Here is a 271-nt window from a genome sequence, read left to right as displayed (position 1 = left end):
GAACAGCTGACCGTCAATACCGGCTTGCCACAACAGCTTGGTTTTAGTATTTCAAGATCAAATGGCAACCCTGAAGCGGGCGACTACAACGGCGAACAAGTTACCATTACAGCTTATGCCTCTGACAGTTTTGCAAACCCTGCACCAGACGACACTACCATCAACTTTACCGCTGAAGGTGGTCAAATTGAACCATCGTGTTCCATAGAAAACGGAAAATGTTCCGTCATTTGGACATCGGCATCACCACGGGTAAGTGACCATCGTGTAA

The 271-nt window shown here is 47.2% G+C and carries 1 pseudogene; it reads left to right on the top strand.

Annotated elements, in window-relative coordinates:
• Positions 1-271 (top strand): annotated as a pseudogene (locus AAEY78_RS13180) (hypothetical protein); the annotation flags it as partial.

Origin of the sequence: Psychrobacter sp. 16-MNA-CIBAN-0192, assembly GCF_040309565.1 — a bacterium.
In the GTDB taxonomy this organism is placed as follows: domain Bacteria; phylum Pseudomonadota; class Gammaproteobacteria; order Pseudomonadales; family Moraxellaceae; genus Psychrobacter.
This window is presented reverse-complemented; position numbering and strand designations above follow the sequence as displayed.